The sequence below is a fragment of the Pseudomonas sp. 14P_5.3_Bac1 genome, assembly GCF_025466135.1.
Lineage (GTDB): Bacteria > Pseudomonadota > Gammaproteobacteria > Pseudomonadales > Pseudomonadaceae > Aquipseudomonas.
Genome location: NZ_JANLOF010000010.1, coordinates 38402 through 64122, shown reverse-complemented (window position 1 = coordinate 64122; position 25721 = coordinate 38402). Strand labels below are relative to the sequence as shown.

Here is a 25721-nt window from a genome sequence, read left to right as displayed (position 1 = left end):
CGCACACAACCCGTTGCCCTCACCTGGCGCGATAAGCGCAGTGAGCACAACGGGTTGCGAGTAAATAGCTGAAATCGGCATGGCGGCTAGCTTAGCGGATGCAAGCGGCCGCGCACACCCGGGGCAATCACGCCTTGGCGACGGCTGGCGTGGATTTGCTGCGTGGGCGCAACTGCGCGGCCGCCATGGCCTGGTCGGTCACACCGGTTTCGGCGCGCATGCCGGCGGCAAGGAACGGCACCATCAGGCGCATCACTTGTTCGATGGAGGTGTTCACACCGAAATCGGTCTCGGCAATTGCGCGCAAGGCTTTGATCCCGGACATGCTGAACGCCGCAGCACCGAGCATGAAGTGCACGCGCCAGAACAGTTCGATCGGCGGAATACGCGGCGCGGCTTCGTTGACCAGCAACATGTAGCGGCGGAACACCTTGCCGTACATGTCTTCCAGATAACGCCGCAAGTGGCCCTGGCTCTGGCTGAACGCCAGGCCGAGCAAACGCATGAAGATCGACAGGTCATTGCCGCTGCGTGGTTGAACCACCAGCGCTTGCTCAACCAGAATTTCCAGCAGGTCTTCCAGGCTCGGCTTGTTCTCAGGCTTGGTCTGGCGGCGCTCCAGCTCACGGTCGAGGCTGGCGCAGAACGGCCCCAGAAAGCGCGAAAACACCGCCTGGATCAGGGCTTTCTTTGAGCCGAAATGGTAATTCACTGCGGCAAGGTTAACCCCAGCCTTGCTGGTGATCAGCCGCAATGAAGTTTCAGCAAATCCTTTTTCCGCGAACAATTGCTCGGCAGCATCGAGAATGCGTTCAACGGTTTCCGACTGGGCCATGGCTACTCCGCCTGACAAACACTTGTTTGAAACATACGTTTCAGGGTGTGTCTTGTCAAGCCTGCGAGTCCGTTTTCCGGCCGGGCAGTCATCTATTTAACCGCTATTTAATCACATCCTTCCTGGTCTGTAGGCAGCGCTGTTTCTGCCTTGTAGGACGGGTGACGAATGACCGTCCAGCGGTGTGCTCAAAAAGGATGATTGCCAAGCGCAGTTCACTGTATATAATCCCAGTCACTGTATAAAAAGACAGAGCGATCAACATGCTAAAACTGACGCCACGCCAAGCTGAGATTCTGGCTTTTATCAAGCGCTGCCTCGATGACAACGGCTACCCGCCGACACGAGCAGAAATTGCGCTGGAGCTGGGGTTCAAGTCCCCAAACGCCGCTGAAGAACACCTCAAGGCCCTCGCTCGCAAAGGCGCGATCGAGATGACCCCAGGGGCTTCTCGCGGTATTCGCATCCCTGGCTTTGAAGCCAAGGCCGACGAATCGACCCTGCCGATCATTGGCCGCGTCGCCGCCGGTGCGCCGATTCTGGCGCAACAGCACGTCGAGGAATCCTGCAACATCAACCCGACCTTCTTCCATCCGCGCGCCGACTACCTGTTGCGTGTACACGGCATGAGTATGAAGGACGTGGGCATTTTCGACGGCGATCTGCTGGCCGTCCACACCACCCGTGAAGCCCGTAATGGCCAGATCGTCGTTGCGCGTATCGGCGATGAAGTCACCGTCAAACGCTTCAAGCGCGAAGGCAGCAAGGTCTGGCTGATGGCCGAAAACCCTGAGTTCGCCCCGATTGAAGTGAACCTGAAAGATCAGGACCTGGTGATCGAAGGCTTGAGCGTCGGCGTCATTCGCCGCTAAAGGAGGCACCATGCAGCTCGTGCACACCCCACAACACACACAACTGTCGCTGTTCGAGGCCTTCATGGCTCAACCTCTTGCGCCTATCCTCAAGGAAACGGTCGAGGCCCCGTGGGGCTCCGAACCTGAGGCGTTCAGTGAATTGTCGTTGCGCGGTGCAGCTGGAAGCTGCCTGAGCCTGCTGGCGCCGATCCTTCGTGAACTGAGCGAGGAGCAGGACGCACGCTGGCTGACGCTGATCGCTCCACCTGCCAGCCTGACCCAGGCCTGGCTGCGAGACGCCGGCCTCAACCGCGAGCGTATCCTGCTGCTGCAACCGCGCGGCGCGCAAAGTGCTCAACAGTTGACCTGCGAAGCCTTGCGTCTGGGCCGTAGCCATACGGTGGTGAGTTGGTTGAACCCGTTGAACACTGCGGCCAAGCAACAACTGATCAGCGCCGCACGGACGGGCGATGCGCAGAGCTTGAATATTCGATTGGGGTAACAGGGAGCTGGCTGATTGCGTAGGTGACAGACAGGTATCTGTGCAGAGCTTGCTTCTGTGGCAAAACGGACTGATGTAGCGAGCGGGCTTGTTGTGGCGAGCGGGCTTGCCCCGCGTTGGGCTGCGAAGCAGCCCCAAACCAAGCACCGTGGAATACCTGATATACCGCGTTAATCCATCAGGGCCGCTTCGCGCCCCAACGCGGGGCAAGCCCGCTCGCCACAACAAGCCCGCTTACCACAGCAAGCCCGCCCACAACAGCGAGCCTACTCACCTCAGAGGCCTGCTTACTGCATAGCCCTGGTCACTACAACAAGCCCGCCTACAACGAAAAGTGCACTTAACTGCAAAACTCAGTGCAGAACCCGCGGCCCGTCGTCCTTCTCCGGTTCGCCTTCTGCCAGGCGACCCGCCATCTGCACACCGACGCTCAACATGGCTTTCGCCACTTCCACGTGCTGGCCTTGCAGGAATGCTTTTGCGTCTTCGGAAAAATCCAAGATAACCAGAGAACCCTCGTCCTCAGCCCGACGCAGCTCGATTCGGCCGTCAGGCAATTCAACAATTTCCAGAAAGGACGTTGGCATAAAAGTCTGTTCTCCACGAAAGGCCGGGATTATATCAGTCATCCACCCAGCCTCGCAGAGGATCTGAACAGGTTTCTCTACGGTTTGATGAATGGTGCTCATTGAGCCTCGTGCTGGACTTTCTGTGCAACTCGGTTCAACTGTGGGAGCGGGCTTGCTCGCGAAAGCAATCTGTCAGTTGATGCATAGGCCGGCTGATAGACCGCTTTCGCGAGCAAGCCCGCTCCCACATTTTTGATCGCACTCAGTCAGTGACGACTTCTCAGCACTCGTTCAAACCTTCGCGAAACCGCAACGCCATCTTCTTCAGCTCTTGGCGCCAGCTCTCCAGTTCTTCGCGGCTCAACGGCTTGGGCTCATCCTCCTCCACCGCAACAGCGACAATCAGCGGCTGCGTCACGTCCCCCTTGGGCACATGCGGCACGCGTGGCGGCTGGAACATGTCGGCATGCGCCTTGAGCAAGCGGGCGACCCAGCTGTCGGGGCTTTGGGCCATTTCCACCAGCTCGGCCAGCTCAGGAATGGCCATGCTTTCCAGCACTTCGCGGTTCATGATCAGTTCTGCACGCGGCGAACCGGCCTGGGGCAAACGGTAGAACCCGGCGATTTCATGGCACAGCCCCAACAGGGCGCCGTAGAGATGGAACAATGCAGCCTCACGCCCCGCCTGGACCAGCGCGATGGCATTCATCTCCTTCCCTTCCTCGGCACGACCAAGGGCTTCCAGGGACAAACCCGCGAAGTAAATTTTCTGATTGGTACGGGTATAGAGTTCGTTGGCCATAACGGCAGTCTCCACAACGAAATAAGCCGGATGCTGGCTCAACAGTGTCACGGATCAGCCGAGACTCCTGCAAGCGCAAAAAAAGGCCGCCTATGCAGGCGGCCTTTGTATTTCGCAACGTAGTCGATCAAGCGCCCTGGCGCTTGTCCTCGACCTTCCACTTACCGCCGTCGTAGAACGCTTTCCAGCCCGTAGGCTTGCCGTCCACTTCGGTCTGCACGTACTGCTCCTTGGTTTTGCGGCTGTAGCGGATCACGGCCGGGCGACCGTCGGGATCCTTCTTCGGCGCTTCACACAGGAAGTGGTACTTGGGATCGATCTCGTCCTTGTGCGGCACGATTTCCAGCACCAGCGGCGCACGGGTCTCGCGGTTTTTCGGGAACTGGCTGGCGGCCAGGAACAAGCCCGAGGCGCCGTCACGCAGGATGTAGGTGTCGTTGACCTTCTCGCATTTGAGTTCAGGCATCTTCACCGGGTCCATCTTCGGCGGCGCCGCGTCACCGCTTTTCAGCAGTTTGCGAGTGTTCTTGCACGTCGGGTTGGTGCAACCGAAGAACTTGCCGAAACGGCCGGTCTTGAGCTGCATCTCACTGCCACACTTGTCGCATTCCAGGCTCGGGCCTTCGTAGCCCTTGATGCGGTAGCTGCCCTCTTCGATCTCGTAGCCGTCGCAATCAGGGTTGTTACCGCAGATGTGCAACTTGTGCTTCTCGTCGAGCAGGTAGGCATCCATTGCCGTGCTGCAGATCGGGCAGCGGTGCTTGCCACGCAATACCAGCGACTCGGATTCACCCTCGTCGTCAGCGGCGATTTCATCGCCCGGCACCAGGTTGACGGTGGCCTTGCAGCGCTCTTTCGGCGGCAGGCTGTAGCCCGAGCAACCGAGGAACACGCCGGTAGACGCGGTACGAATCTGCATCGGACGGCCGCAGGTCAGGCACGGGATGTCGGTCATCACCGGCTGGTTGGCACGCATGCCACTTTCAGGGCTTTCGGCTACTTCGAGCTTCTTCTTGAAGTCGCCGTAGAACTCATCCAGTACGTTTTTCCAGTCGCGTTCGCCCTGGGCCACGTCATCGAGGTTCTCTTCCATGCCGGCGGTGAAGCCGTAGTCCATCAGGTTGGAGAAGCTTTCGGACAGGCGCTCGGTAACGATGTCGCCCATCTTTTCCGAGTAGAAGCGACGGTTGTGCAGCGCGACATAGCCACGGTCCTGGATGGTCGAAATGATTGCCGCGTAAGTCGAAGGACGACCGATACCGCGTTTCTCCATCTCTTTTACCAGGCTGGCTTCCGAATAACGCGCCGGCGGCTTGGTGAAGTGCTGGGACGGGTCGAGCTTGATCAGCTTCAACGTGTCGCCCTGGGCCATGTCCGGCAGCACATCGTCATCGCCTGGCTTGGCGATTTGCGGCATCACGCGGGTGTAGCCGTCGAACTTGAGGATACGGCCCTTGGCACGCAGCTCGAAGTCGCCCGCACCGACACTGACGGTGGTGGACAGGTATTGCGCCGGCAGCATCTGGCAGGCCAGGAACTGGCGCCAGATCAGCTCGTAAAGGCGCTCAGCGTCGCGCTCCATGCCGGTCAGCTTGCTTGGCTCGGTATTGGCATCGGAAGGACGAATCGCTTCGTGAGCCTCCTGTGCGCCTTCCTTGCTGCTGTAGACGTTCGGCTTCTCCGGCAGGTACTTCTTGCCGAATTCGGTTTCAATATAAGTACGCGCCATCGCCACCGCGTCTTGCGACAGGTTGGTGGAGTCGGTACGCATATACGTGATGTAGCCAGCTTCATACAGACGCTGAGCCATCATCATGGTTTTCTTCACACCAAAGCCCAGGCGGTTACTCGCGGCCTGTTGCAGGGTAGACGTGATGAACGGCGCCGACGGCTTGCTGCTGGTCGGTTTGTCTTCACGCTTGACGATGCTGTAGCTGGAAGCCTTGAGCTTCTCCAGCGCGGCCATGGCCTGGGCTTCGTTCAGCGGCTTGAAGGCCTCGCCTTTCTCGCGGGCCACTTCAAAGCGCACGTTGGCGCCCTTGGCGGTGCCGAGGTCAGCGTGGACTTCCCAGTATTCTTCGGGGTTGAACGCACGAATCTCGCGCTCACGCTCTACCACCAGCTTTACCGCCACCGATTGCACACGACCGGCCGACAGGCCACGGGCGATCTTGGCCCACAGCAGCGGCGAGACCATGTAACCCACGACGCGGTCGAGGAAACGACGGGCCTGCTGGGCGTTTACACGGTCGATGTCCAGTTCGCCCGGCTTGGAGAAGGCTTCCTGGATGGCTTTTTTGGTGATTTCGTTGAACACCACACGCTTGTAGCGGCTGTCATCACCGCCGATGGCTTCGCGCAGGTGCCAGGCAATGGCTTCCCCTTCGCGGTCCAAGTCGGTTGCGAGATAGATGGTGTCAGCATCCTTGGCGAGCCGGCGCAGCTCTTCGATGACCTTTTCCTTGCCGGGAAGGATCTCGTACTTGGCCTTCCAGCCATGTTCCGGGTCTACACCCATGCGCGAGACCAGCTGCTTGCGCGCTTTCTCTTTAGGCGTGAGCACCGGACCTTCGCCCGCAGCCGCCTTGCCGCGCTTGGCGGCAGGCTCCTTGCTGGCGCTAGCCGAACCGCTGGTGGGCAGGTCTCGGATATGGCCGATACTCGACTTCACCACGTACTCGTTGCCCAAGTACTTGTTGATGGTCTTGGCCTTAGCCGGGGATTCCACAATGACCAGCGATTTGCCCATGGATCGGAAAATTCCTGAATTCGAGAAGTGAAAGGCAGTTGGCGCCTGTCGCGGCAACGCTATATATAGTGGCAACAAGGTGAGGTCAAGCGCAGCATTCTGCGCGACCTGCCGTTATTGCCCTGAAAAAAGACTGGGTTCGGCCTGGACCAAAGCAAAGCGCGGGACCTGCTCGCCGTCAACTTCGACAGTCTCCAGGAACATGCTCAATGGGCGCACCCAAAAGCCGTAATCGCCATACAGTGCTTGGTAAAACACCACTTCCTCTTCGGTCTCGGAGTGCCGCGCCACGTTAAAAACGCGGTACTGCGGCCCCTTATAATGTTGGTAGAGCCCTGGTTCGACTTTCATGCTCTGGCCCTCTTGTAAAATTTGTTGAAAAAAATATTAAAAATTCCAAAAAACAAAAACCGGGGCACTGGGCCCCGGCTTCCGTCAACGCAACGCTTAGACGCGTTCGAAGACGGTGGAAATGCCTTGGCCGAGACCAATGCACATGGTTGCAACCCCAAGGTTGCCGCCATTTTGCTTCATCACGTTAAGCAAAGTGCCGGAAATACGTGCACCGGAGCAACCGAATGGGTGGCCCAGGGCAATCGCACCGCCGTGCAGGTTAACCTTCTCGTTCATCTTGTCGAGTACTTTCAAATCTTTCAGCACTGGCAGGGCCTGTGCGGCGAAAGCTTCGTTGAGCTCGAAGAAGTCTATATCGGAGATGGTCAGGCCCGCGCGCTTCAAGGCTTTTTGTGTGGCCGGTACTGGACCATAGCCCATGATTGCCGGGTCCACACCCGCCACGGCCATCGAACGGATCACGGCCATCGGCTGGATACCCAGGTCCTGGGCACGCTGCGCCGACATCACGATCATGCACGAAGCACCGTCGGTGATTTGCGACGAAGTACCGGCTGTCACGGTGCCGCCCTTTGGATTGAAGGCAGGTTTCAAGGCCGCCAGGCTTTCCAGGGTGGTGTCCGGACGAATGGTTTCGTCATAGTCGAACAGTTTCAGGAAACCGTTTTCGTCATAGCCGTTCATCGGGATGATTTCATCCTTGAACTTGCCTTCCACCGTCGCCTTGTGGGCGAGTTGGTGGGAGCGCAGGCCGAACGCGTCCTGGGCTTCGCGGGTAATGCCGTGCATTTTGCCGAGCATTTCTGCGGTGAGGCCCATCATGCCCGAGGCTTTTGCCGCGTACAGCGACATGTGCGGGTTAGGGTCGACGCCGTGCATCATGCTGACGTGGCCCATGTGCTCCACGCCGCCGACCACGAACACATCGCCGTTACCGGTCATGATCGCTTGGGCAGCGGTGTGCAGCGCGCTCATCGAGGAGCCACACAGGCGACTGACGGTCTGGCCAGCGGCGGTGTGCGGGATCTGGGTCATCAACGACGCCATGCGCGCAATGTTCCAGCCCTGCTCCAGGGTCTGGTTGACGCAGCCCCAGATCACGTCTTCGACTTCGTTCGGGTCGACCTTGACGTTACGTTCCAGCAATTTGCTGATCAGGTGCGCCGACATATCTTCGGCGCGGGTGTTGCGGTGCATGCCGCCCTTGGAGCGGCCCATCGGTGTGCGACCGAAGTCGACAATCACCACGTCTCTTGGATTCAAGCTCATAAATATTCTCGCTCTAGTCGTCTGGGCGCTTAACCGAAGAAGCTCTGGCCATTTTTGGCCATTTCACGCAGCTTCGCGGTCGGGTGGTACAGCGGGCCAAGATCAGCGTATTTGTCAGCCAGGGCAACGAACTCGGCCACACCGATCGAATCGATGTAACGCAGCGCACCACCACGGAATGGAGGGAAACCAATACCGTACACCAGGCCCATATCGGCTTCGGCGGCGGTTTCAACGATGCCGTCTTCCAGGCAACGCACGGTTTCCAGGCACAGGGCGATCATCATCCAGTTGATGATGTCCTCATCGGACACCTCACGCTGCTCGTAGATGACCGGCGCGAGCACTTCGTGCACCGAAGGGTCGGCCACTTTCTTCTGCTTGCCCTTCTTGTCGGCCTCGTAAGCGTAGAAGCCCTTGCCGTTCTTCTGGCCCAGGCGCTTGGCTTCGTAGAGCGCGTCGATCGCCGAACGGCGGTCGTCTTTCATGCGGTCCGGGAAGCCTTCAGCCATGACGTCACGACCGTGGTGGCCGGTGTCGATGCCGACCACGTCCATCAGGTACGCCGGGCCCATTGGCCAGCCGAATTTTTCCATAACCTTGTCGATACGCACAAAGTCCACACCGGCGCTGACCAGCTTGGCGAAACCGCCGAAGTACGGGAACAGCACGCGGTTGACCAAAAAGCCCGGGCAGTCGTTAACGACGATCGGGTTCTTGCCCATTTTCTTCGCGTAGGCAACGGTAGTAGCAATCGCCAGCTCGCTGGACTTCTCGCCACGGATCACTTCCACCAGCGGCATCATGTGCACCGGGTTGAAGAAGTGCATGCCGACGAAGTTTTCCGGACGCTTGAGGGCCTTGGCCAACAAGCTGATGGAAATGGTCGAAGTGTTCGAGGCCAGAATGGTGTCTTCTTTAACCTGGGCTTCTACTTCGGCCAGTACGGCTTGCTTGACCTTCGGGTTCTCGACAACCGCTTCGACCACCAGGTCGACGTGGCCGAAATCGCCGTAGGACAGCGTAGGACGAATGCCGTTAAGCACTTCAGCCATCTTCGCTGCGGTCATGCGACCTTTATCAACGCGGCCCACCAACAGCTTGGCGGCTTCCGCCAGGCCTTGCTCAATGCCGTGTTCGTTGATGTCTTTCATCAGGATCGGCGTGCCTTTGGAGGCCGACTGATAGGCGATACCGCCGCCCATGATACCGGCGCCGAGTACGGCAGCCTGTTTCACGTCTTTGGCGATTTCGTCGTAGGCCTTGGCCTTTTTCTTCAGCTCCTGATCATTCAGGAACAGGCCGATCAGGCTCTGGGCAGCCGAGGTTTTCGCCAGTTTGACGAAGCCTGCAGCTTCCACTTCCAGGGCTTTGTCGCGACCGAAGTTCGCGGCTTTCTGGATGGTCTTGATCGCTTCAACCGGCGCCGGGTAGTTCGGGCCGGCCTGGCCTGCCACGAAACCTTTGGCGGTTTCGAACGACATCATTTGTTCGATGGCGTTGAGCTTGAGTTTTTCGAGCTTTGGCTGACGCTTGGCCTTGTAGTCAAATTCGCCGCTGATGGCGCCTTTGATCAGGTTCAGTGCAGCTTCGGCCAGTTTGTCCGGGGCAACCACAGCATCGACGGCACCGACTTTCAGCGCGTCTTCGGCTTTGTTTTCCTTGCCGGCGGCAATCCACTCGATGGCGTTGTCGGCACCGATGATGCGCGGCAGGCGCACGGTGCCGCCAAAACCTGGGTAGATGCCCAGTTTGACTTCAGGCAGACCGATTTTGGCGGTCGCCGACATGACACGGAAGTCTGCGGCCAGGCACATTTCCAGACCGCCGCCCAACGCGATGCCATTGATCGCGGCAACGGTTGGCACGTTGAGGTCTTCGAAATCGCTGAAAATCTTGTTGGCTTCGAGGTTGCCAGCCACCAGCTCGGCATCGGGCAGCTTGAAGTTGTCGACGAATTCGGTGATGTCAGCGCCGACGATAAACACGTCCTTGCCGCTGGAGACGATCACGCCCTTGACCGAAGCATCTGCTTTGATGGTGTCTACGGCCTGACGCAATTCATTCAGGGTTAGACGGTTGAACTTGTTGACGGACTCACCCTTGAGGTCGAATTTCAATTCGACGATGCCACTTTCAAGAGCCTTAACCGTGATGGCTTTACCTTCGTAAATCATCAACTGATCTCCACGATATGGAAGCTGAACAGTACACATTGGACGCTGGCCTCTGGTTGGACATTGATTATTGGGTCAATGCTCATGCCAATCCGCCAGGCACACCCGCCAACGCGCTAGTCGGGGTTCTGTATGAGCGGTCTGACAGACAAACGCTCAATTCATACGCCCGTTTGATTTGGGTACGTCACCTTCATCCAATTCCGGGCAATTGTCAATCGCTCGAAAGGCTAGGAAAAACGCGACTTTCCAGTCAGTTCAGAACCCAGGCCCACGGCTTACGCCTGGCCAATATTCAACTATTCACGAAATCAATAATGGAAATTTTGTAGGAAAAGACTGTACAGAACAGGATATGCCGCTAGGCTAGCGACAACCTTAATGCGCCTGGATGAACATCCGACGCATGCATCACAGATTTACCGGCCTGCCTGGCCAACTCCAGCCCGATGATGATGTCGGGCTTTTTATTGCCTGGGTTTTATCCGACAGGCATCAAGCCAGGGCCTTGAGCAGCGCATCAATGTCCTTCAACACGCTCGCCTCGCCCTTCTCGCCCCAGTACAGGGCGATCATCTGCTTGTCCGCCTCGACCTTGTAGACGTTATCCGGCAGGGTCGCAAAGTGCGCCAACAACGTCTCATCGACGCACACTTCGCGCCACTGATTGACCCAAACCCCGGGCTCCAGCTGCCAGTAACACCAAAGGGCCGGCGCACTTGCGCGGCGCGGTCGGCAGTACTGCGCGCAAGGGCTTGGCGGCTCGTGCTTGAGCCAGTACGGCCAGTCCTGCGGCGCCAATTGCATGGCCAGGCCGATGCGGCGCGCCTCCATCCGCAGGGCCATGCGCCCGCTCTGATGGCGCGAGGGGCGCAACCATGCCAGAGGGCTCAGTACCACGAGAAGGATTGACACCACTATCCAGACCGTCATATGTGTACTCCCGAATTTCTAGATGAGCGGATTTGACCTGACGCAACCCCATCCGCTTGAAAGCAGCCATACTGAACTTATTGCAGTCCCCTGGAGGAACGCGCCATGTCCAACGAACACTCCTACAAACATATCCTGGTCGCTGTCGACCTGACCGAAGAGTGCGACCCAGTGATCAAGCGCGCGCAGGCTTCAGCAATCGCCAACGGCGCCAAGCTGTCACTCGTGCATATCGTCGAGCCTATGGCCATGGCGTTTGGTGGCGACGTGCCCATGGACCTTTCCCAGTTGCAGCAACAACAATTTGACCAGGCCAAAGAGCGCCTGGACCGGTTGATCCTCAAGTACCCGGAAGTAACCAAGGAAAACTCCCACCTCACCTACGGCCAGCCTCGTCAGGAAATCCACCACCTGGCCAAGGAACAGGGCTGCGACCTGATCGTGGTCGGCAGCCACGGCCGTCATGGCCTGGCGCTGCTGCTGGGCTCGACCGCCAATGATGTACTGCACGGCGCGCCGTGTGATGTGCTGGCGGTAAAACTGGTAAAAAATACTTAAGAACGGCGCCAAACCACTGTGGGAGCGGGCTGATGTGGGAGCTGGCTTGCCTGCGATAGCATCACCGCAGGCCAACTGACACACCGCGGTGCCTGCATCGCGGGCAAGCCCGGCTCCCACACAAGCCGTCCCACATGTCTAATCGCACTCCATATAAAAAGCCCGGCGTTCATACAGATGGGCGCCGGGCTTTTTTAGTGCGCTTGAATCAATCAGGCATCCAGCTCGGCCCAACGCTCAACCAACACTTCCAGCTCCTGGTTCAACGTTTCCAGGGACGTAATGACCTTGGCGGTTTCCGCCGCCGGACGCAGGTAGAAACCTGCGTCAGCCATTTCTGCTTCTACTGCGGCAATCTGCTGTTCCTTGGCGTCGATATCGCCCGGCAAGGCTTCCAGCTCACGTTGCAGCTTGTAGCTGAGCTTCTTCTTGGTCGACGGTGCAGCGTCCTGGGCCGGAGCAGCAGCGGCAGCCACTGGCGCAACGACAGCGGAGGTCAGGTCGGCCTTGCCGGACTTGCTCTCGGTCACGCCCAGCAGGCGCGGCGAGCCGCCCTGACGCAGCCAGTCCTGGTAACCACCGACGTATTCACGCACCTTGCCTTCACCTTCGAAGACCAGCGTGCTGGTGACCACGTTGTCGAGGAATGCCCGGTCGTGGCTGACCATCAGCACGGTGCCGTTGAAAGTCAGCAAGACCTCTTCCAGCAGTTCGAGGGTTTCCACGTCGAGGTCGTTGGTCGGTTCGTCGAGCACCAGCAGGTTGGCCGGCTTGCTGAACAGCTTGGCCAGCAGCAGGCGCGCACGCTCACCACCGGACAAGGCTTTCACCGGCGTACGTGCGCGTTGCGGGCTGAACAGGAAGTCGCCCAGGTAGCTCAGCACGTGGCGGCTCTGGCCGTCGATGTCGATAAAGTCGCGGCCTTCGGCGACGTTGTCGATCACGGTTTTTTCCAGGTCCAACTGATGGCGCAGCTGGTCGAAGTAGGCCACGTCGATGCGCGTGCCCTCTTCCACCGTACCGCTGGTCGGTTGCAGACCATTGAGCATCAGCTTGAGCAAGGTGGTCTTGCCGGTGCCGTTGGCGCCCAGCAGGCCGATACGGTCGCCGCGCTGCAGGACCATCGAGAAGTCCTTGATCAGGAACGGGCCGTCCGGGTGATGGAAGCTGACGTTTTCCAGCACCATCACCTGCTTGCCCGACTTGTCGGCGGTATCCAGCTGGATATTGGCCTTGCCGGTGCGTTCACGGCGCTCGCTGCGCTCAACGCGCAGGGCTTTCAAGGCGCGTACACGGCCTTCGTTACGGGTGCGACGGGCCTTGATGCCCTGGCGGATCCAGACTTCTTCCTGGGCCAGCTTTTTGTCGAACAGCGCGTTGGCAGTTTCTTCAGCGGCCAGCGTGGCCTCTTTGTGCACCAGGAAGCTGGCGTAGTCGCCGTTCCAGTCGATCAGGCCGCCACGGTCCAGTTCGAGGATGCGCGTGGCCAGGTTCTGCAGGAAGGAACGGTCGTGCGTGATGAACAACACAGCGCCCTGGAAATCCTTGAGGGCTTCTTCCAGCCAGGCGATTGCGCCGATGTCCAAGTGGTTGGTTGGTTCGTCGAGCAGCAACAAATCCGGCTCGGACACCAGCGCCTGAGCCAGCAGCACGCGACGACGCCAGCCGCCGGACAACTCGGCGAGGGTCTTGTCGGCCGGCAGTTGCAGGCGGCTCAGGGTGCTGTCGACCAGTTGCTGCAAGCGCCAGCCGTCACGGGCTTCGAGGTCTTGCTGGACGTGCATCAGCTTGTCCAGGTCCTCTTCGGTGACGCAGTTCTGTGCCAGGTGGTGGTATTGCGCGAGCAACTCGCCGACGCCGTCCAGGCCTTCGGCAACCACGTCGAACACTGTCCGTCCGTCGGCCACCGGCAATTCTTGCGGCAATTCGCCGATCTTCAGGCCCGGGGCACGCCAAACAGAGCCGTCATCGGGCTTCTGATCGCCTTTAACCAGCTTCATCATGCTGGACTTGCCGGTGCCGTTGCGGCCGATGATGCACACCCGCTCACCACGGGCGATCTGCCAGGACACCTTGTCCAACAACGGCATAGCGCCGAAAGCAAGGGACACATCGCTGAATTTGAGCAGGGTCATACGCTTCTCCAAAAACTGGGCGCGCATTCTACCTGACTTGAGGGTGGGATGCGGTCGGCATTTTCGCTGGCGACACGTTCTGCAGGACATTTACGATGAACTTCAGCCAACCGGCCGGCAAAGCTTTCGCCGGTCGCTGGCAAAAGGCTAAGCTAGGGGCAATCAGTGTCGGCGGTGCCGGTGCTAGTCGTGATTTCTCTGCACGGACGTCTCATGCGCAGTCGCCTTTTCAACTTTTTATCTTGTCTGCTTCTTTCCGCCACCGCCGTTCAATCCGCCCAGGCCGTGGACCTCACCACCCAACGTCAATATTACGATGAAGCCAAACGCGCCCTCGCCAAAGGCGACAGCGGGCCGTACATGCAATACAGCCAGGCCCTGGCCGACTACCCGCTCACGCCGTACCTGGCCTATGACGAGCTGACCGCGCGCCTGAAAACCGCGAGCAACGAGGAAATCGAACAGTTCCTCGCTAAAAACGGCGACCTGCCCCAGGCCAACTGGATGAAGCTGCGCTGGTTGCGCTGGCTGGCCGACCGTGGCGACTGGCAGACGTTTGAAAAGTACTACGACGCCAAACTCAATTTCGTCGAACTGGACTGCCTGCATGGTCAGTACCAGCTCACCCATAACTTGAAAGCCGAAGGCTACAAGACCACCGAAAAACTCTGGCTGACCGGCAAATCCCAACCCGCCGCGTGTGATGCCACGTTCGGCCAGTGGGCCGCCGATGGCCAACTCACTGAACAGAAAATCTGGGATCGCGCCAAGCTCGCCGCCGAAGCACGCAATTACGCGCTGGCCAACAGCCTGGTGAAAACCCTGCCAACCCTTGGCGCCCAAGGCCGCCTGATGGTCGACGTGGCCCAAAAACCGGACATGCTCAGCGACCCGTCGCGCTTCCTGCCGGCCAACGAGGCGATGTCTGACGCCGTCGGCCTGGGCTTGCGCCGCCTGGCACGCCAGGACCCGGACAAGGCCATGGCGCTGCTCGACGGCTACGCCAGCAGCATGCACTTCTCCCGTGACGAAAAAGTGTCGATCGCCCGTGAAATCGGCTTGACCCTGGCACGCCGCTACGACCCGCGCGCGCTGGACGTAATGACCAAATACGACCCGGAGCTGCGTGATAACACCGTCTCCGAATGGCGCCTGCGCCTGCTGCTGCGCCTGGCACGCTGGGAAGATGCCTACCAGTTGACCCGCAAACTCCCACAAGACCTGGCGACCACCAACCGCTGGCGTTACTGGCAAGCGCGCAGCCTGGAGCTGGCCGAGCCGAAAAACCCGCAGCCGCTGGTGCTGTACAAAAACCTCGCGCAGGAACGGGATTTCTACGGTTTCCTCGCCGCCGACCGCTCCAAAGCGCCCTATCAGCTGAAAAACAAGCCGCTGGTGATGAGTCAGGCGCTGGTCAACAAGGTCCGTAACACGCCCGGTGTACGCCGCGCGCTGGAGTTTTATGCACGTGGCCAGATTGTCGATGGCCGCCGCGAGTGGTACCACGTGAGCCGCCACTTCAACCGCGATGAAATGGTCGCCCAGGCCAAGCTGGCCTACGACATGAAGTGGTACTTCCCGGCGATCCGCACCATCAGCCAGGCCCAATACTGGGATGACCTGGATATCCGCTTCCCGATGGCCCACCGTGACACCCTGGTGCGCGAAGCCAAGGTGCGTGGTCTGCATTCCAGCTGGGTGTTTGCCATCACCCGCCAGGAAAGTGCCTTCATGGACGACGCGCGCTCCGGCGTCGGCGCCAGCGGCCTGATGCAACTGATGCCCGGCACCGCCAAGGAAACCGCGCGCAAGTTCAGCATCCCGCTGGCCTCCTCGGCCCAGGTGCTGGACCCGGACAAAAACATCCAGCTTGGCGCCGCCTACCTGAGCCAGGTGCACAGCCAGTTCAACGGCAACCGCGTGCTTGCCTCCGCCGCCTACAACGCCGGCCCAGGGCGTGTACGCCAATGGCTGCGCGGTGCTGATCACCTGAGTTTTGATGTGTGGGTGGAAAGCATCCCGTTCGACGAAACCCGCCAGTACGTGCAGAACGTGCTGTCTTATTCGGTGATCTACGGGCAAAAGCTCAACTCACCGCAGCCGCTGGTGGATTGGCATGAGCGGTATTTTGATGATCAGTAAGGCTGACTGACGAAGAGCCTGTGTCGGGTTTTCTGGTGCGGGGGCTTGGTGTGGCCAGCGGGATTTAATGTGGCCTGCAGGCCTGTTGTGGCGAGCAGGTTTGGTGTGGCAAGCAGGCTTGCCCTGCGCTGGAGTGCGAAGCGCTCCCATTCAGGCGCCTCGGTATAGCCGTTCAAACCGAGTAGACAGGTTTTGGGGCTGCTACGCAGCCCAACGCGGGGCAAGCCCGCTCGCCACAACAGGCCCGCTCGCCACTCCAAGCCTTCTAGCCACAAAAACAGCGCAATGCAGCCCGGCTATACCTCGCTTTTCGCGACCTCATCATTGAACTGCAACGCCGCCAACCGTGCATACAGCGGATTGCTCGCGATCAGCTGCTGATGCGTGCCAACCGCCACCAGTTTGCCCTGGTCCATCACCGCAATGCGGTCGGCGTTTTTCACCGTTGCCAACCGATGCGCAATCACCAAGGTGGTGCGGCCCTGCATCAGTTGCGGCAGTGCCTGCTGAATCAAATGCTCGCTCTGGGCATCCAGTGCGCTGGTGGCTTCGTCCAGCAGCAGGATCGGCGCGTCCACCAACAACGCACGGGCGATGGCCAGGCGTTGGCGCTGGCCGCCGGAGAGGCCCATGCCGCCGTCGCCAAGGTGGGTCTGATAGCCCTGGGGCATTTGCAGGATGAAGTCGTGGGCATGGGCGATGCGCGCCGCGGCCTCGACCTGCGCGGTGGTGGCGGACGGGTTGCCGTAACGGATGTTTTCTTCGACGCTGCCAAAAAACAGCGCCGGGCTTTGCGACACCAATGCGAAGTGGCGGCGCAGGTCCATCGGGTCGAGCGCGGTCAGCGGGTGGCCTTCGAGCAGGATGCGGCCGTGCTGGGGGTCATAGAAACGCAGCAGCAGGTCGAAGATCGTGGACTTACCGGCGCCGGATGGGCCGACCAGTGCCAGGGTTTCGCCGGGATGGATGGTCAGGCTCAAACCATCGATGGCGTAGCTGTCCGGGCGCGACGGGTAGGAAAAGCGCAGGTCTTGCAGTTCCATGCGGCCGCTGACGCGCTCCGGTAACTGTACGGTGCCATCGGCGGGGGCCTGGATTTCGTTGCTCGACTGCAACAACTCGCCAATCCGCTCGGCAGCACCGGCGGCGCGTTGCAGTTCGCCAAGCACTTCGCTCAACGTGCCGACCGCGCTGCCGACGATCAGGCTGTAAAACACGAACGCGGCCAGCTCACCGCCGGAAATACGGCCGCCAATCACGTCCATCCCGCCCACCCACAGCATCACGCCAACGGCGCCGAGCACCAGCATGATCACCAGCGTAATCAGCCAGGCGCGTTGCACGATACGCTTGCGCGCCGTGGCAAAGGCCTCCTCCACGGTAACGGCAAAACGCTGCTCGTCCTGGACCTGATGGTTGTAGGCCTGCACGGTCTTGATCTGGCCGAGGGTCTCAGACACATAACTGCCGACGTCAGCGATGCGGTCCTGGCTCAGGCGCGAGAGGCTGCGCACACGCCGGCCGAAAATCAGGATCGGCGCCAGCACCAGTGGCAGCGCGATCACCACGATACTGGTGAGCTTGGGGTTGGTGACAAACAACAGCACGATGCCGCCGATGACCATCAGGGCATTGCGCAGGAACAGCGACAGCGAGGAGCCGATCACCGATTGCAGCAAGGTGGTGTCGGTGGTCAACCGCGACTGGATTTCCGAGCTGCGATTGTTTTCGTAAAAGCCGGGGTGCAGGTAGATCAAATGGTTGAACACCTGCCGGCGAATATCCGCCACCACCCGTTCGCCGATCCACGACACCAGGTAAAACCGCGCAAACGTACCCACGGCCAGGCCCAGCACCAGAATCATGAACAGGCCGATGGACTGGTTGAGCAGGTGTGGCGATTGCGTCATGAAGCCCTGGTCGACCAGCAGGCGAATGCCCTGCCCCATGGACAAGGTGATGCCCGCCGTGACGATCAGCGCCAGCAAGGCACCCAGTGCCTGCCAACGGTAGGGCGCGATAAAGCGGCTGGCCAAGCGGATCGCACGGCGTTGACGGACTGAGAACATGGAGGGCATCACCTGCGCAGGGGAGATAAGTATCTACACCACAACATTGGGGGAACTTGAGTAAATAACAATGAGTCAGGTTAATTATGCCCGCCGATGCTGATCCCTAGAGGTTATCGGTCTAACCCCCCGCTGGAAATTTGTATCGCTTTCTGGTGGACTGGTTGTTCGAACCGGTGACTTTGTAAGGAGTTGTAATAGCTTGGTCACGCGGGGGGGGCTTAATGTAAGAAACACAGTAGGTACACAACCTGATGAGGAGACAGGCCATGACCTTGCAAAACAGCAGCGATGCCAAGATTGAAGTGATCCGCCAACCGCAGCATCTGCCTTGCTCCGTGATCGACGCTCAAGGCCGCGAAGTGCAGATTACCGAAGAGATGATCCAGCAAGCGTGCCGCGAACTGGAACAGCGCCTGGTCAAGCCTGCGCAGCAAGGCTGATACGCCCGAGCTCTTTCAAACCCGGCCCCTGTGGCCGGGTTTTTTATGCCGCGCGTATGCGCACGCCCCTTGCCGGCGCCGCGCGTCAGAGCAGTTCGGCGCCCAGGGCGGTGACGATCGCCGACAGCGCGGCAGAGTCGCCATTGATTCGCACCTTCAAGCCGTCAATCTCTCGGCGCTGCGGGTAATGCTTGCGCAGCAGGTCGAACGCCTTGCGCTGCTCGTCCACAGAGCCTACTAGGCTACGGCGCAAATCCGCGTCATCACGGCGCGGGTCGTACACGCTGCGGCACAAGGTCGCCAACGCCCAGGCCGGGTCGCTCGAAGCGTTCAAGTGCACCTCGGCCAGCCACGGCTGCGGCAGCAGATCACTTAGCTGGATGCTCGGCGCCTGGCCCAGATGGGCGCAGAACGCCTGATAAATCTGTGCAGTGCCGCGCTGCTTGCCGTCGAGGCTGTAACCGGCGATATGTGGGGTTGCCAGCACACACAGGTCAGCCAAATCGACATCCACTTCGGGCTCGCCTTCCCACACGTCCAACACCGCTTGCAGGTCCTCACGCTCCAGCAACACTTCACGCAGGGCAGCATTGTCCACTACCGGGCCACGGCTGGCGTTGATCAGCCAGGCGCCAGGCTTGAGGCGGTTGAGGCGCTCGCGGTCAAACAAATGCCAGGTGGAGCCGTTGCCGGATTTGCTCAGTGGTGTGTGCAGACTGATGACGTCGCACTGCTGGATGATCTGTTCGAGGCTGACGTAATCGCCGTCTTCAGCGATCTGACGCGGCGGGTCGCACACCAGCACGTTCCAGCCCAGGCCCTTGAGCACCTTGACCAGCCGCCCGCCGACTTCACCGGCACCGACCACGCCGTAGGTGCGCTGATTGAGGTCGACGCCTTCGATTTCGGCCAGGGTCTGCAGGCTGCCCAGCACATAGTCCACCACGCCACGCGCATTGCAGCCCGGCGCACTGGACCAGGTGATGCCGGCCTGCTTGAAGTAATCGAGGTCCAGATGGTCGGTGCCGATGGTGCAGGTGCCGACAAACCGTACCGGTGTGCCTTCCAGCAACGCGCGATTGACGTTGGTCACCGAGCGCACCAGCAGCACGTCGGCCTGCTCGACCGTGGCGCGGTCGATGGACCGGCCGGGCACCCGGCGAATCTCGCCAAACCCTTCGAAGAATGCATCGAGCAGCGGGATATTTTCGTCGGCAACAATCAGCATGGCAGGCTCCTTTCGCGGACCAGCAGTGTACAGGGATGCGACTTGCGTAACACGCAGATGCCAGGTGGGCAGTGCTGATGTGGGAGCCGGGCTTGCCCGCGATAGCATCACCTCGGTACAGCTGATAGACCGAGGCGTCTGCATCGCAGGCAAGCCAGCTCCCACATAAGCCAGTCCACACAGGATTAATGCGGCTGCCGCAGGAGCGCTTACAAATCGCTAACACAGGTTTTTTCCTGACCGGTGCGTCAGCGCGTAGACTGCGCCGTCCTTTGCAACACTTTTACTGGACACTCGCACGTGAACACTGCCACCACCGCCCTCTCCCGCCCCGCCCGCGTCAGCCGCGAGGTGCGCAGCCTGCTGACCCTGGCCCTGCCGATCATGATCGGCCAACTCGCGACCACCGCCATGGGCTTCGTCGACGCGGTGATGGCCGGGCGTGTGAGCCCGCGAGACCTGGCAGCCGTGGCCCTGGGCAACTCGATCTGGATTCCGGTGTACCTGCTGATGACCGGCACCTTGCTGGCCACCACGCCCAAGGTCGCCCAGCGCTTCGGTGCCGGCCACTACTCCGAGATCGGCCCGCTGGTGCGTCAATCGTTGTGGCTGGCCGTGGTGGTCGGGCTCACCGCGCTGCTGATGCTGGTCAGCGCCGAGCCGATCCTGCATGCGATGAATGTCGACCCCGAGCTGATCAAACCGTGCATGGCCTACTTGCACGGCATCGCCTCCGGCATGCCGGCCATCGCCCTGTATTACGTGCTGCGCTGCTTCAGCGACGGCCTGGGTCGCACGCGGCCGAGCATGGTCATGGGCCTGTGCGGGCTGGCGCTGAATATTCCGCTGAACTACGTGTTCATTTATGGCCACTTCGGCGTGCCGGCCATGGGCGGCGTGGGTTGCGGCTGGGCCACGGCAATCGTGATGTGGGTGATGATGCTCGGCCTGGCCGCCTGGACCCGCTGGGCACCGGCCTATCAGAGCAGCGAGTTGTTCAAGCGTTTCGACTGGCCAAAATGGTCGGTGATCAAGCGTGTGCTGAGCATCGGCCTGCCAATTGGCATTGCGGTGTTTGCCGAATCGAGCATCTTTGCGGTGATCGCCCTGCTGATCGGCAGCCTGGGCGCCAGCGTAGTGGCCGGGCACCAGATCGCGCTGAACTTCAGTTCGCTGGTGTTCATGATCCCTTACTCGCTGAGCATGGCCGTTACCGTGCGTGTCGGCCAGGCCCTTGGCCGCGGTGAGCCGCGTGAAGCGCGTTTTGCCGCAGGGGTCGGCATGGGCACGGCACTGACCTACGCGTGCCTGTCCTGCAGCCTGATGCTGCTGTTTCGCGAGCAAATTGCCACGATCTATACGCCTGACCCGTCGGTGATCCACGTGGCGTCGATGCTGATCGTGTTTGCGGCGCTGTTCCAGTTTTCGGACGCGATCCAGGTCACGGCCGCCGGCGCGCTGCGGGGTTATCAGGACACACGGGTGACCATGGTGCTGACCTTGTTCGCGTATTGGGGCGTGGGGTTGCCGGTGGGTTACGCGCTGGGGCTGACCGATTGGCTGGGCGCCGCCAGTGGACCCAGCGGCCTGTGGCAGGGACTGATCGTGGGCTTGAGCTGCGCCGCCGCGATGCTGGTGATCCGCCTGACACGCAGCGCGCGCCGGCGGATTCGCCTGGTTTAATCGGCCTTCTTGCGAATCCAGTACAGGTACGTACCGGCCTGTTCCTGCTGATCCACCAGTTCGTGGTCAAGGAACACGCAAAATTTTGGAATATCGCGGCGGGTCGACGGGTCGGTCGCAATCACCTTGAGCAAGCCGCCGGGCGGCAAGTCGCGGATGTGCTGGTGCAGCATCATCACCGGCTCAGGGCAGTTGAGGCCGGTGGCGTCGAGCACGGCGTCTGCCGGCAAATCGAGGGGCTGATTCATACATCACTCCTGAAACGGGCGCCGCTCAACATACGGGAGCGGGCTTGCTCGCGAAGACGCGGGCACATTCAACATAAATTTCGACTGTTATACCGCTTTCGCGAGCAAGCCCGCTCCCACATTGGTCTTGTGGTTACCTCAAGGTGTCAGCGGGACTTCTGCTTCTTCACATCCACCAGCCGACGCAAGTGGCAGGTCACTTCCTCACGGTCGTGGTACAGCTGCTTGCAGCCGATCTCAACACGAATACCACGCGCCTTGAAGCCGTCTTCAATGCGTTCCAGCAAACGCTTCACCTCGGCGTAACGCTGCTTCATCGGCAATTTCAGGTTCACCACCGCCTCACGGCAATAGCCTTCGCCAATCCAGGTTTCCAGCAGGGCCGCGTTACGCGCCGGCTTCTCTACGATATCGCAGACCATCCAGTCCACCGGCTGCTTGGGCACAAAGGTAAAGCCGTCGGCCATCAGGTGCTGAACCAGGCCAGTGTCCATCAGGCTTTCGGCCATTGGGCCATTGTCGATGGCCGTTACCAACATGCCACGGTTGACCAGTTGCCAGGTCCAGCCGCCGGGGGCTGCGCCGAGGTCGACGCCGGTCATGTCGCTGTGCAGGCGCTCATCCCACTGGTCGCGGGGGATGAAGTGGTGCCAGGCCTCTTCCAGCTTCAGGGTGGAGCGGCTGGGCGCCTCACGCGGGAATTTGAGGCGCGGGATGCCCATCGGCCACATCGCCGAGTTGTTCGACTCGGCCAGGCCCATGAACACTTCGCGGCCGCTCTTGAAGGTCAGCAGCAGGCGCGGCTTGCTCGGGTCATCGACCAGCTTGCCGGCATTCAACAAGGCTTTGCGCAGGTGCACTTCGAATTTCTTGCAGAAGTTCGACAGTTCCTTGCCGTCGTTGGTGTCGACCATCTCAAGCCACAGGCTGCCGCACACCGGGAAGCCTTGCAGGTGCGCGAGGATCACGCTGATACGGTCGGTTTCCGGCAGGTCGATGAACACCCCGCGCGCCCACTGCCTTGGGAAGATCAGCTCGGCAAAGCGCTGGCCGTGCATCAGGCGCTGTGCGCCGTCCTCGATGGTGCAGACAAATTCGGCGCAGGCGCTGCCGGTCTTGGTCTTGGCATAGCCGGAAACGTTCAGGCGCGCGGCGTGTTCCGCGATCTCGGAACAGACTTCGCCTTCAAAACCCGGCCGGCAGTGCATAAAAAGGGTGTTCATCAACTCTCCTGGTGAATCAACCGGCATTGCGCTATCGCACTACCTGTCATGAAAACGCGCGCATGATAGCCGAGTTCGGAACCTTGGACTTAACGATAGAGTCCAGTTATTAGCCTGCTAATGAAAACAGGGCTAAGTTGAAAGCTCTGTTCGTCCCGTCAGGTCCGTAGCCGTGCGGACCATAAGGAGTCATGTAATGTCATCCCTTGATAGCCTGAGAACCCTTAAAACCCTGCAAATCGACGACAAGACTTACCACTACTTCAGCTTGCCCGAAGCCGCCAAGAGCCTGGGTGACCTGGATAAGCTGCCGATGTCCCTCAAGGTGCTGCTGGAAAACCTGCTGCGCTGGGAAGACGGCAAAACCGTCACCGGCACCGACCTCAAGGCCATCGCCGCCTGGCTCAAAGAGCGCCAGTCCGACCGCGAAATCCAATACCGCCCGGCCCGCGTGCTGATGCAAGACTTTACCGGCGTGCCCGCAGTGGTCGACCTGGCCGCCATGCGCGCCGCCGTGGCCAAGGCCGGTGGCGACCCGCAGCGCATCAACCCGCTCTCCCCCGTGGACCTGGTCATCGACCACTCGGTGATGGTCGACAAATTCGGCAGCACCAGCGCGTTTGAGCAAAACGTCGACATCGAAATGCAGCGCAACGGCGAACGCTACGCCTTCCTGCGTTGGGGCCAAAGCGCCTTTGACAACTTCAGCGTGGTGCCACCGGGCACCGGCATCTGCCACCAGGTCAACCTTGAATACCTGGGCCGCACCGTGTGGACCAAGGACGAAGACGGCCGTACCTACGCGTTCCCGGACACGCTGGTAGGCACCGACTCGCACACCACCATGATCAACGGCCTGGGCGTACTCGGCTGGGGCGTGGGCGGCATCGAAGCAGAAGCGGCGATGCTCGGCCAGCCGGTGTCGATGCTGATTCCGGAAGTGATCGGCTTCAAACTCACCGGCAAACTCAAGGAAGGCATCACCGCCACCGACCTGGTGCTGACCGTGACCCAGATGCTGCGTAAAAAAGGCGTGGTGGGTAAGTTCGTCGAGTTCTACGGCGACGGCTTGGCCGACCTGCCGCTGGCCGACCGCGCCACCATCGCCAACATGGCTCCGGAATACGGCGCCACGTGCGGCTTTTTCCCGGTGGATGAGGTGACGCTGGACTACCTGCGCCTGTCCGGCCGCCCTGCCGAAACCGTCAAGCTGGTGGAGGCCTACACCAAGGCCCAGGGCCTGTGGCGCAACGCCGGCCAGGAGCCGGTGTTCACCGACACCCTGGCGCTGGACATGGGCAGCGTCGAAGCCAGCCTCGCCGGGCCGAAACGCCCGCAGGACCGTGTGTCTCTGCCGAATGTAGGCCAGGCCTTCAGCGATTTCCTCGACCTGCAATTCAAACCGACCAGCAAAGAAGAAGGCCGCCTGGAAAGCGAAGGCGGCGGCGGTGTCGCCGTGGGCAACGCCGACTTGGTGGGCGAAACCGACTATGAGTACGACGGCCACACCTATCGCCTGAAAAACGGCGCCGTGGTGATTGCCGCGATTACCTCGTGCACCAACACGTCCAACCCCAGCGTGATGATGGCCGCAGGCCTGGTGGCAAAAAAAGCCGTGGAAAAAGGCCTGACCAGCAAACCCTGGGTAAAAACCTCGCTGGCGCCTGGCTCCAAAGTGGTCACCGACTATTACAAGGCAGCGGGCCTCACCCAATACCTTGACCAACTGGGCTTCGACCTTGTGGGGTACGGCTGCACCACGTGCATCGGTAACTCGGGGCCATTGCCTGAACCGATCGAGAAAGCCATCCAGAAAGCCGACCTCGCCGTCGCCTCGGTGTTGTCGGGCAACCGCAATTTCGAGGGCCGCGTACACCCCCTGGTGAAAACCAACTGGCTTGCCTCGCCGCCCCTGGTGGTCGCCTATGCGTTGGCCGGCACGGTGCGCATCGACATCAGCAGCGAACCGCTGGGCGAAGGCAAAGACGGCCAACCGGTGTACCTGAAAGACATCTGGCCAAGCAGCCAGGAAATCGCCGACGCCGTGGCTCAAGTCAGCACCGGCATGTTCCACAAGGAATATGCCGAGGTGTTTGCCGGCGATGAGCAGTGGCAAGCGATTGAAGTGCCGCAAGCGGCGACTTACGTATGGCAGAAAGACTCTACGTACATCCAGCACCCACCGTTCTTCGACGACATCGCCGGGCCATTGCCGGTCATCGAGGACGTCAAAGGCGCCAATGTACTGGCCTTGCTGGGCGATTCGGTAACCACCGACCACATCTCCCCTGCTGGCAACATCAAGGCCGACAGCCCCGCCGGGCGCTACCTGCGCGAGCAGGGCGTGGAACCGCGTGACTTCAACTCCTACGGCTCACGCCGGGGCAACCATGAAGTGATGATGCGCGGCACGTTTGCCAATATCCGTATCCGCAACGAAATGCTCGGCGGCGAAGAAGGCGGCAACACGCTGTACATCCCCACCGGCGAGAAGATGCCGATCTACGATGCGGCCATGAAATACCAGGCGTCGGGCACACCGCTGGTGGTGATCGCCGGCCAGGAATACGGCACCGGTTCCAGCCGCGACTGGGCAGCCAAGGGCACCAACCTGCTGGGGGTCAAGGCGGTGATCGCCGAGAGCTTCGAGCGGATTCACCGTTCCAACCTGGTGGGTATGGGCGTGCTGCCGTTGCAGTTCAAGCTGGATCAGAACCGCAAGGCGCTCAAACTCACCGGTAAGGAGAAGATCGACATCCTTGGGCTGACCCATGCCGAGATCGAGCCGCGCATGAACCTGACGTTGGTGATTACGCGTGAGGATGGCAGCAGCGAGAAAGTCGAGGTGCTGTGCCGGATCGACACCCTCAATGAAGTGGAATACTTCAAGGCGGGCGGCATCTTGCACTATGTGCTGCGCCAGTTGATCGCCTCTTAAGCAACACTGC

General features: G+C 60.4%; 20 protein-coding genes. 7 read left to right on the top strand and 13 right to left on the bottom strand.

Annotation, left to right across the window (positions count from 1 at the left end; translation table 11 throughout):
- Positions 1-127: 127 nt before the first annotated feature.
- Positions 128-835 (bottom strand): TetR/AcrR family transcriptional regulator, encoded by a 708-nt coding sequence (locus tag NTD89_RS02805; protein ID WP_053255043.1) that lies wholly within the window; start codon positions 833-835, stop codon positions 128-130.
- Positions 836-1098: 263 nt separating this feature from the next.
- On the opposite strand from NTD89_RS02805, the gene lexA reads away from it, so the two are divergent.
- Entirely contained in the window at positions 1099-1707 is a 609-nt protein-coding gene (lexA, locus tag NTD89_RS02800) for a transcriptional repressor LexA (protein ID WP_017137423.1), read from the top strand.
- 10 nt (positions 1708-1717) lie between these two features.
- A complete protein-coding gene (gene sulA, locus NTD89_RS02795) occupies positions 1718-2191 on the top strand; it encodes an SOS-induced cell division inhibitor SulA (protein WP_106576933.1) in 474 nt (157 codons plus the stop codon).
- 353 nt (positions 2192-2544) lie between these two features.
- On the opposite strand, the gene NTD89_RS02790 is transcribed toward sulA, so the two are convergent.
- The 7 genes from NTD89_RS02790 to NTD89_RS02760 form a co-directional block, all read right to left on the bottom strand.
- Positions 2545-2778, bottom strand: coding sequence for a hypothetical protein (locus NTD89_RS02790; protein WP_053255041.1), 234 nt, complete (start codon positions 2776-2778; stop codon positions 2545-2547).
- A 262-nt stretch (positions 2779-3040) separates the two neighbouring features.
- Positions 3041-3562 (bottom strand): DUF6586 family protein, encoded by a 522-nt coding sequence (locus NTD89_RS02785; RefSeq protein WP_145163040.1) that lies wholly within the window; start codon positions 3560-3562, stop codon positions 3041-3043.
- Between the two features lie 127 nt (positions 3563-3689).
- Positions 3690-6311 (bottom strand): type I DNA topoisomerase, encoded by a 2622-nt coding sequence (topA, locus tag NTD89_RS02780; protein WP_119739192.1) that lies wholly within the window; start codon positions 6309-6311, stop codon positions 3690-3692.
- 114 nt (positions 6312-6425) lie between these two features.
- Entirely contained in the window at positions 6426-6662 is a 237-nt protein-coding gene (locus NTD89_RS02775; protein ID WP_021490990.1) for a DUF1653 domain-containing protein, read from the bottom strand.
- Positions 6663-6758: 96 nt separating this feature from the next.
- Positions 6759-7934 (bottom strand): acetyl-CoA C-acyltransferase FadA, encoded by a 1176-nt coding sequence (gene fadA / locus NTD89_RS02770; protein WP_106576936.1) that lies wholly within the window; start codon positions 7932-7934, stop codon positions 6759-6761.
- A 29-nt stretch (positions 7935-7963) separates the two neighbouring features.
- The gene (gene fadB / locus NTD89_RS02765) at positions 7964-10111 is read right to left on the bottom strand and encodes a fatty acid oxidation complex subunit alpha FadB (protein WP_124416715.1); all 2148 of its coding nucleotides are present in this window, start codon (positions 10109-10111) and stop codon (positions 7964-7966) included.
- Between the two features lie 495 nt (positions 10112-10606).
- The gene (locus NTD89_RS02760) at positions 10607-11044 is read right to left on the bottom strand and encodes a hypothetical protein (RefSeq protein ID WP_106576938.1); all 438 of its coding nucleotides are present in this window, start codon (positions 11042-11044) and stop codon (positions 10607-10609) included.
- A gap of 105 nt (positions 11045-11149) precedes the next feature.
- Between NTD89_RS02760 and NTD89_RS02755 the strand changes: the two genes are divergently transcribed.
- Positions 11150-11602, top strand: a complete 453-nt coding sequence (locus NTD89_RS02755; RefSeq protein ID WP_145163038.1) for a universal stress protein — start codon at positions 11150-11152, stop codon at positions 11600-11602.
- 212 nt (positions 11603-11814) lie between these two features.
- On the opposite strand, the gene NTD89_RS02750 is transcribed toward NTD89_RS02755, so the two are convergent.
- Positions 11815-13737: an ATP-binding cassette domain-containing protein gene (locus tag NTD89_RS02750; RefSeq protein WP_262206387.1), complete on the bottom strand. Its 1923-nt coding sequence runs from the start codon at positions 13735-13737 to the stop codon at positions 11815-11817.
- 213 nt (positions 13738-13950) lie between these two features.
- Here NTD89_RS02750 and NTD89_RS02745 point away from each other — a divergent pair, with 213 nt between their 5' ends.
- On the top strand, positions 13951-15879 hold the full coding sequence (locus tag NTD89_RS02745; RefSeq protein WP_262206386.1) for a transglycosylase SLT domain-containing protein: 1929 nt from the start codon (positions 13951-13953) through the stop codon (positions 15877-15879).
- A 296-nt stretch (positions 15880-16175) separates the two neighbouring features.
- Here the strand turns inward: NTD89_RS02745 and NTD89_RS02740 are convergent, their stop codons facing one another.
- Entirely contained in the window at positions 16176-17957 is a 1782-nt protein-coding gene (locus NTD89_RS02740) for an ABC transporter transmembrane domain-containing protein (protein WP_262206385.1), read from the bottom strand.
- A gap of 260 nt (positions 17958-18217) precedes the next feature.
- Between NTD89_RS02740 and NTD89_RS02735 the strand changes: the two genes are divergently transcribed.
- Complete coding sequence (locus tag NTD89_RS02735) at positions 18218-18391, top strand: PA1571 family protein (RefSeq protein ID WP_027604248.1); 174 nt, start codon at positions 18218-18220, stop codon at positions 18389-18391.
- 85 nt (positions 18392-18476) lie between these two features.
- Here the strand turns inward: NTD89_RS02735 and pdxB are convergent, their stop codons facing one another.
- The gene (gene pdxB / locus NTD89_RS02730; RefSeq protein WP_262206384.1) at positions 18477-19619 is read right to left on the bottom strand and encodes a 4-phosphoerythronate dehydrogenase PdxB; all 1143 of its coding nucleotides are present in this window, start codon (positions 19617-19619) and stop codon (positions 18477-18479) included.
- A gap of 300 nt (positions 19620-19919) precedes the next feature.
- On the opposite strand from pdxB, the gene NTD89_RS02725 reads away from it, so the two are divergent.
- Positions 19920-21302 (top strand): MATE family efflux transporter, encoded by a 1383-nt coding sequence (locus tag NTD89_RS02725; RefSeq protein WP_145163029.1) that lies wholly within the window; start codon positions 19920-19922, stop codon positions 21300-21302.
- Here the strand turns inward: NTD89_RS02725 and tusA are convergent.
- On the bottom strand, positions 21299-21550 hold the full coding sequence (gene tusA, locus NTD89_RS02720) for a sulfurtransferase TusA (RefSeq protein ID WP_145163027.1): 252 nt from the start codon (positions 21548-21550) through the stop codon (positions 21299-21301). The two genes, NTD89_RS02725 and tusA, sit on opposite strands and share 4 nt — an antisense overlap.
- Positions 21551-21696: 146 nt before the next feature.
- Positions 21697-22773, bottom strand: coding sequence for a 23S rRNA (cytidine(2498)-2'-O)-methyltransferase RlmM (gene rlmM, locus NTD89_RS02715; RefSeq protein ID WP_242193964.1), 1077 nt, complete (start codon positions 22771-22773; stop codon positions 21697-21699).
- Between the two features lie 196 nt (positions 22774-22969).
- Here rlmM and acnA point away from each other — a divergent pair, with 196 nt between their 5' ends.
- A complete protein-coding gene (gene acnA / locus NTD89_RS02710; RefSeq protein ID WP_145163023.1) occupies positions 22970-25711 on the top strand; it encodes an aconitate hydratase AcnA in 2742 nt (913 codons plus the stop codon).
- The last annotated feature ends 10 nt before the right edge of the window (positions 25712-25721 follow it).